Raw genomic sequence first — 6,659 nt, forward strand, 5'->3', positions numbered from 1 at the left:
AGGTTGAATGCTTAGACACACTCATCCCAGCAGGGCCACGGGCCCTCCTGTCTTCAACGACACGAACTCAATTCCCCACGAGCCGCGAAGAGCCCCTTTAATCCGTGACATAGGGTTGCGGGGGGATTAGAGGGGAATCTTACTTATGTCACGTTTGCTTACAAGAGTAAAAGCCATTGCGGTGGCTGCCCTACTTACAATAGGTTTTGTCACGGTGTCTGCCTCAGGGGCAGCTGCGAGTGGATCAGCCTGTCACTGGTCACATGGGGCTGGGGGTCAAACTTGCCTCGGAGTCGATGGTACGGGATACCAAGTAAATTGGGTCCGGGTATCCCATCATGACGGCTATGGAATCTACAACTACTGTGGATTCAAATCCAAATTCGAAGGCCGTTTGACCACTGGTGCATGGTACTCAGCAACGTTTGGATACACTTCCGGATGCACGCCAGCACCGTATTACAACAATCACGACGTCAATAACTACTTCCGTAAAGGACTCAACGTTCAGGGCCAGACCTACCATGACGGCCAATGGGTTGCTGGTGTCCCGACCATTGCCATCCAGTAAGTAGGCAGTACTGGACGGGGTGAAAAAACTGCACCGGTACCGGCAGTTCTCCAAAGAACAGCACAAGACGGTTTGATTCTCGGACCGTCAGTGTCTCAGCCAGGCTGGACGTTCAGTTGAAGCGGAACAGGGCCTCTGTGAACTGGAACAATTCCAATTCACAGAGGCTTTGGCTACGCTCCCTCCGCTGCGCGACTACGCTTGATGGCGTAAAACTGATTGCACTGATCAACTCCCGGAGCGATCATCAGGACGGCTACCACACCATCGTCGAGGAAGCCGGCGATTACCATACTGCCCACCGCCATGTCCTGGATGCAATGGCTAGGAATGACGGGCTTCTCTCTCTGCGCATCGAGCGTGAAGACGATGGCATTCACTCCTGATCCCGAACGGATTCGTTGGTATCAGCCAGGTGGCTGCATAAGTCCGCGGCAGTCCGCCTGCGCCGGACGGATTCCCTGCGGGCCGATCTGGAGGATACAATCACCGCAAGGACCCAAGGATCCCTGACCTCGACGCTTGCCGCATCCAACAGAAAGGTAATGAACGAGCGGACTCGGCCGTAGCCTGACGGATTGGACGACATGGATTTCTCCATCAAGGGTGAATTCTTACGAATGCTTATCGGTACCCGGATTCGAGGGGCCTTTGGAGGGACGTTGTTCGGATCCAAAAGGTTCGTATAGGCTGACACAGAGCCTATCGCGACGATAATGCGGAGTCCCAGAAGAAGAGTTAGGTTCCGACGGTGCAACCAACCACAACCGTTCTTCCCCGTAGCAGCACGCCCTGGTGGTCATCCAGTTGGACGCGAACGCTAATTGGTTTGGCCCTACCTCCCGCTTACGTGCTCCTCCTGCATCATTTTGCCTACCTGTCCACAGACGCCGTCCAGACCCGCCCCCAAGGACTTGCTGCGGCACTGGGTGACGCAGCTTTATGGGGTGCCGTTGCGATGGCAGGTTTCGGACTACTCGGAATGCTGGCCACCTCCCACTTCCCAAACAGGCGTCCCGCCGTCCCGGCATGGTCCCTCGTCGTCTTGATGCTGGTTAGCATGATCAGCATATGGCTCCTGACCGTGCTCACCATAGGTTCCTCAAGCCTGCATGATTCGTCGTCCCCACCTTCGCTTGCACAGAGACTCCACGTCGGGAATTGGGCGCATTTCTTGTACATACCGGTAACACTTCTCGTCGCTGGATCAGCACTGATCCAGCGAATGAAAGGCCAACCTCGGCACAGGCGATGCTGGATCGGGTTCACGCTCGGCACCGCTCCCTTCTTTGTCGCCACCCTGCTACTCGCGATCGACATCAGCGCAGAACTCGGCTGAGTGGAGCTTAGTCCCCTACACCGACCGTCGATCCGCCCTCATTCACCGAGCACGCAGAGATTCGAGAAGCTGAACCGTGAGCGCCGCGGCGCGCACCCCGTCCCGTAAGCCGGTCCCCCAACGCGACACCTTCACCCAGTCCGAGGGGCCGAAAAGAAACCGCTTAGATACTGGGATCCTAGATTCGCGTATACCCCGCCCGCATTAATGCCCGGTGAAGGTACCTCAAACGCTACAGTTGAACCTATGAGTGCTCACATCGTCGGTTACGCCCGCGTCTCGACGAACGATCAGGACCTGACAGCCCAGCGGAACCAGCTCGCAGTCCTCGGTGTCCCGGCAGATCGGATCTACACAGACCATGGCCTGACGGGGACCAACCGCGACCGGCCCGGTCTTCGCCAGGCGCTGGCCGCCGTCCGCGACGGAGACACACTCGTCATCACCAAACTCGACCGACTGGCACGGTCCCTGCCGGACGCCCGCGACATCATCGAAGAACTCACCAAGAAGAACGTGAAGCTCAGCATCGGCGGATCCATTCACGACCCGGCCGATCCCGTCGGCCGGCTCCTCTTCAACGTCCTGGCCATGGTCGCCGAGTTCGAATCCGACCTCATCCGCGCCCGCACCCGCGAAGGCATGCAGGTCGCCAAGGCCAAAGGCCGCCTGCGCGGCAAACAACCCAAACTCTCCAAGTCCCAAGAAGCCCACCTGGTCTCCCTATATAAGGGAGGACAGCACACCACCACCGAGATCGCAGAACTCTTCAAAGTCGCCAGAAGCACGGTGTACCGGGTCGTGCAACGTACATCTTGATGCACGCGAACCCTCCCCTGGGCTCATCCGGCCAGGCGGCAGCGACTGTTGGTTAGCGGAGTCGGGAAACGAGCTGTGAAATAGGGTGGGATCAACCCGGTATATAGCTTGCGGTGGCCCTCGGTTTGAGACATGATCAGGCTATGAGCCAGACAGCTTCTCCCGGCATCCGCGCCTACCGTGAGTCCATCAACCTCGAGGTCGCTCCCCTGGTGGCTGAACTCCGCGACATGCTAGGCGCCAAGCTAGTCGCCTATCTAGCAGGAGTCGGAGAAACCCGGGCGGTCCGGCAATGGGCTGACGGCTCCCGCAGAATGCCCGCCGAGACCGAAGCACGCCTGCGTCTGGCTTATCACGTGGCAGGCATCATCATGGAGTCCAACGGTCATCGGATTGCTCAGACCTGGTTTCAGGGCATGAACCCTCAGCTGGAGGACCGGTCCCCCGCGCGACTAATCCGAGAAACTAGCCCGGACCAAAGCGGCCCTGAGGTTCTGGCCGCAGCCCGCGCCTTCGCCCGCCTCGGATGAAGTTCGCCGATCTTGATCAGCGGGCCTGGCGGGTTGGGTTCCTTCCCCAGCCATGGGAATGGTCCGATTGGCGGTGGGCTGGACCGGACGGACGCTTCAACGGCAGGTGGGATCCGCTCGATCATGGCCTGTACCGCACGGTCTACGCCGCAGAGAGCCTCTTGGCTTGTCTGGTGGAGCTCTTGGCCCCACACCGGCCCGATCCCTACCTCGTGGCAGAAATCGACGCCATTGAAGAAGACGAGTCCGACGCAGAGCAGTTCCCCAGCGTCCGCCCCGGCGAACTGGACATTGACCAGTGGCTGGTAAACCGTATTGCAGGCTCGGCTCACCTCGCCGGCCGCTTCGTTGACATCACTTCCGCGGAAACGGTCGCAGGCCTTCACCCACTCTTTAAAGGCAAGGCACTGGCATACAACCTCAAGGACTTCGACGCGGCAGCCCTGAAGAATGCTGAGAACCGACTGCTCACCCAGGAGGTTTCCCAGTACCTATGGACCCGAAAGAATACCGATGGCTCGGATTATTGCGACGGAATCCAGTTCCGCTCAAGGCACGGTGATGACCTTCTGCTCTGGGCCATCTTCGAGCGTGACACCGACGGACAGATCAGCGCCCACGTCACCGACATCGAAGTTGTGAACCTCAGTTCCGAGACACCCGAGCTCCGCGCAGCCCTCTCCCTGCTGGGCCTCACCACTCGTTAGCTAGCGGGTCAGGTCGTCGTCGGGCAGTCCAACCGAACATGTCCCTCAACCGAAGGCCATGCCAGCATCGGTCCGTGATACCTGCGACACATGGTGGCAAGACACACCGTAACCCGGAATTCCGTGGCTACACGACTGTCTCCTACAGATGGCTTTCAACCCATGGGTTTAGAGACACTAAGGATTGACCAACCGCTCTCCGTTGGATAGGTGGCAGAATACAAAAATGGGAAAATTTGAGGTCGTTGCCGGGGAGCATCTTCTCGAGAACTTCGTGGGTAAACCGGCGAAGGGGCTAACAGAACTGATTTGGAACGCCCTCGATGCTGACGCCGACACTGTCCGAGTGCGTCTCGTTGAGACTGATATCGGGGGGTTCTCCGAAGTGGTAGTCGAGGACGACGGACTTGGAATGTCGGCGCAGGGAGCAATCAGTGCCTTCAAGCACGTAGGCGAGTCATGGAAAAGGCGCCCCGGAGCAAGGACTGAGAAGCACAAGCGTTCCGTTCACGGAGAAAAGGGTCGTGGCCGGTATGCGGCGTTCGGCTTAGGAGAGCAGGTCATATGGTCTTCGGTCGCAGACGACGTCCAGGGGCAGCGGGAAAAAACGGTCATCACGGGGCGTTCCACTGACTTGCGTCACTTCGATATTGATGACTCCGTGGCAAGTACGGACGAAACCGGGACGAAGGTCGAAATCTTCAACCTAACAATGGAGGCCGAGCGTGACCTTCTTAAGGATGAGGAGATGAGAAACAAGCTTCTCGTCACCTTCGCCATGCACCTTCAGACTTACCCTTCGATCAACTTGTTCTGGAAAGACACGAAGCTCACCCCGGAAGATGCACAAATTGATTGCTCAGATATTGACTTAAAGCTTCCTGAAAAGCTCGCCGGCGCAGTAAGCGTCACATGCATCGAATGGAACCTAAAAAATGTTCCCCGTCAAATTTTCCTATGCGACGCTGACGGCTCTGTAATAGCGGATATTCCTGCGCGTTTTCACGCGCCGGGCGCCGAATTCACCGCATACATCAAGTGGGACGGCTTCCGAGACAACTTACAGGACGCTTTAATCGATGAGGCTGGCGACTCAGACGCGGCGACTATAATATCCGCCGCCAAGGTTGGATTGAAGAAGCACCTAGCGCAACGAGCCCGTGAGCAGGAACGACGCATAGTTTCTGATTGGCAGAATGATGAGGTTTACCCATATAAGGGTGATCCCGCTACGGAGGTGGAGAAAGCCGAAAGGCAAGCCTTCAATATCGTTGCCCTCACTGCCGCCCGGGTCGTCAACGACACCAAATCAGTTAAAGCAAAGAAGCTCAGTCTTCGTCTGATAAAAGAAGCCCTGGAGGCAAGCCCAGGTTCACTGCACAGGGTTCTAGAGGAAGTGTTAAATCTTCCGGACGATAGGGTGCACGAGCTTCAGTCGCTGTTGGAGAGGACCCCCTTGGCGAGCATGATCTCTTCTTCGAAGCAGATTACGGATCGCCTTGACTTCCTCAAGGGGCTCGACAGCCTCCTCTTCGATAAGGAATCTCGGAAGACAACGCTCGAACGTACACAGCTCCACCGAATTCTCGCAGGAGAGACCTGGATCTTCGGCGAGGAGTGGGCCAAGACCGGGGACGATGAGCGGCTTGTGGACGTCGCAAGAAAGCACCTGAAATATCTGGGGGAGGATGTCGAGCTGGCTGCCGGGGCTCCGATCAAACGTGAGGATGGACGGGATGGGATTCCTGATCTAGTGCTGGCTCGAAGCTTGGAAACCGACCAAGATATGCACGAGATGTTGATCGTGGAACTCAAGCGCCCGTCCCATAAGCTCAAGTCGGATGACGTAGATCAAATCCGCTCGTACGCAACTGCGATGGTCAGCGATGAAAGGTTCGCTCAGCCGAACATAAATTGGCATTTTTGGCTCGTTGGTAACAGCACTAATGAGGGGGTGGACTTACAACGTGAGCAGACAAATCTCCCTTTTGGTGTCGTCACGAAGAACGCAAAGTTCACAATTTGGGTTAAGACGTGGGCTGAGGTTCTTAACAGTGCGAATCATCGACACAAGTTTCTCCGAAATGCCCTTAATTTCGTACCCGAACACGATGCAGGAATCGAGTACCTACGCAGGAAACACGAGGAGTACTTGCCGGAGGTCCTACTGAAGGATGTGTCCTCTAAGGTGGAGGGCAAAGCCTCGGGAGAGCAAATTGACGAATCTGAACAAGGTTTGAAAAGCGCGTAGCTCCTGCGAGACAGGACTAGGGTTTCGAGGGCATCGCCTTATGGTCTGCTGTCGAGAGGCGCCCGACTCCTTCGGAGTCGGGCGCCTCTCGACGCATCAATAAGGCAGATCATCCTCTCCTACCTCCTACCTCCGCGGATAGGAGTTTCCTGCCCACTCTGGTATTGCTGCGACTAGCTGCCGTTCTCTAGACAGAGCCAGCTCTCCACGGCGGAAGCACTCTCGTTGGTGCCGCAACCAAACAGCTAGAGCTCTCTCTAACGGATCTAAGGCTTTCTTGTAGCTGGGGTACCTCTCGTTTTCTTCCATGAATTTCAAAAGCTCTGTCACCCGTTGCTGCCATAATGCGGCTCTTCACGGTTCGTGGGGAATTAGATTCCCGGATGAGTGTCATGCCGCCGTCCGGACGGCACTTCTCAAGAGGATAACGGATCTGTAGTTG

The 6,659-nt window shown here is 56.9% G+C and carries 5 protein-coding genes; 4 read left to right on the plus strand and 1 reads right to left on the minus strand.

All coding sequences use genetic code 11. The annotated features are described in order from the left end of the window. Nucleotides 1-744: 744 nt before the first annotated feature. Nucleotides 745-951, minus strand: coding sequence for a hypothetical protein (locus ACWGQ2_RS18275; RefSeq protein WP_452019639.1), 207 nt, complete (start codon nucleotides 949-951; stop codon nucleotides 745-747). A 1,205-nt stretch (nucleotides 952-2,156) separates the two neighbouring features. Here ACWGQ2_RS18275 and ACWGQ2_RS18280 point away from each other — a divergent pair. The 4 genes from ACWGQ2_RS18280 to ACWGQ2_RS18295 all read left to right on the plus strand — a co-directional run bounded on the left by ACWGQ2_RS18280 (nucleotide 2,157) and on the right by ACWGQ2_RS18295 (nucleotide 6,217). Next, a complete protein-coding gene (locus ACWGQ2_RS18280; RefSeq protein WP_452019640.1) occupies nucleotides 2,157-2,729 on the plus strand; it encodes a recombinase family protein in 573 nt (190 codons plus the stop codon). A 143-nt stretch (nucleotides 2,730-2,872) separates the two neighbouring features. Beyond that, on the plus strand, nucleotides 2,873-3,259 hold the full coding sequence (locus tag ACWGQ2_RS18285) for a hypothetical protein (protein WP_146362265.1): 387 nt from the start codon (nucleotides 2,873-2,875) through the stop codon (nucleotides 3,257-3,259). After that, nucleotides 3,256-3,966, plus strand: a complete 711-nt coding sequence (locus ACWGQ2_RS18290) for an RES domain-containing protein (protein ID WP_452019641.1) — start codon at nucleotides 3,256-3,258, stop codon at nucleotides 3,964-3,966. The genes ACWGQ2_RS18285 and ACWGQ2_RS18290 overlap by 4 nt, the downstream gene beginning before the upstream one ends. 226 nt (nucleotides 3,967-4,192) lie before the next feature. Beyond that, on the plus strand, nucleotides 4,193-6,217 hold the full coding sequence (locus ACWGQ2_RS18295; RefSeq protein WP_452019642.1) for an ATP-binding protein: 2,025 nt from the start codon (nucleotides 4,193-4,195) through the stop codon (nucleotides 6,215-6,217). Nucleotides 6,218-6,659: the final 442 nt, after the last annotated feature.

This window comes from Arthrobacter sp. NPDC055585 (assembly GCF_053619115.1).

Excerpts from the sequence above, each read along its gene's own strand:
- ACWGQ2_RS18280 (WP_452019640.1), top strand. The coding sequence starts at position 2,157 with ATGAGTGCTCACATCGTCGGTTACGCCCGCGTCTCGACGAACGATCAG.
- ACWGQ2_RS18285 (WP_146362265.1), top strand. The coding sequence starts at position 2,873 with ATGAGCCAGACAGCTTCTCCCGGCATCCGCGCCTACCGTGAGTCCATC.
- ACWGQ2_RS18290 (WP_452019641.1), top strand. The coding sequence starts at position 3,256 with ATGAAGTTCGCCGATCTTGATCAGCGGGCCTGGCGGGTTGGGTTCCTT.
- ACWGQ2_RS18295 (WP_452019642.1), top strand. The coding sequence starts at position 4,193 with ATGGGAAAATTTGAGGTCGTTGCCGGGGAGCATCTTCTCGAGAACTTC.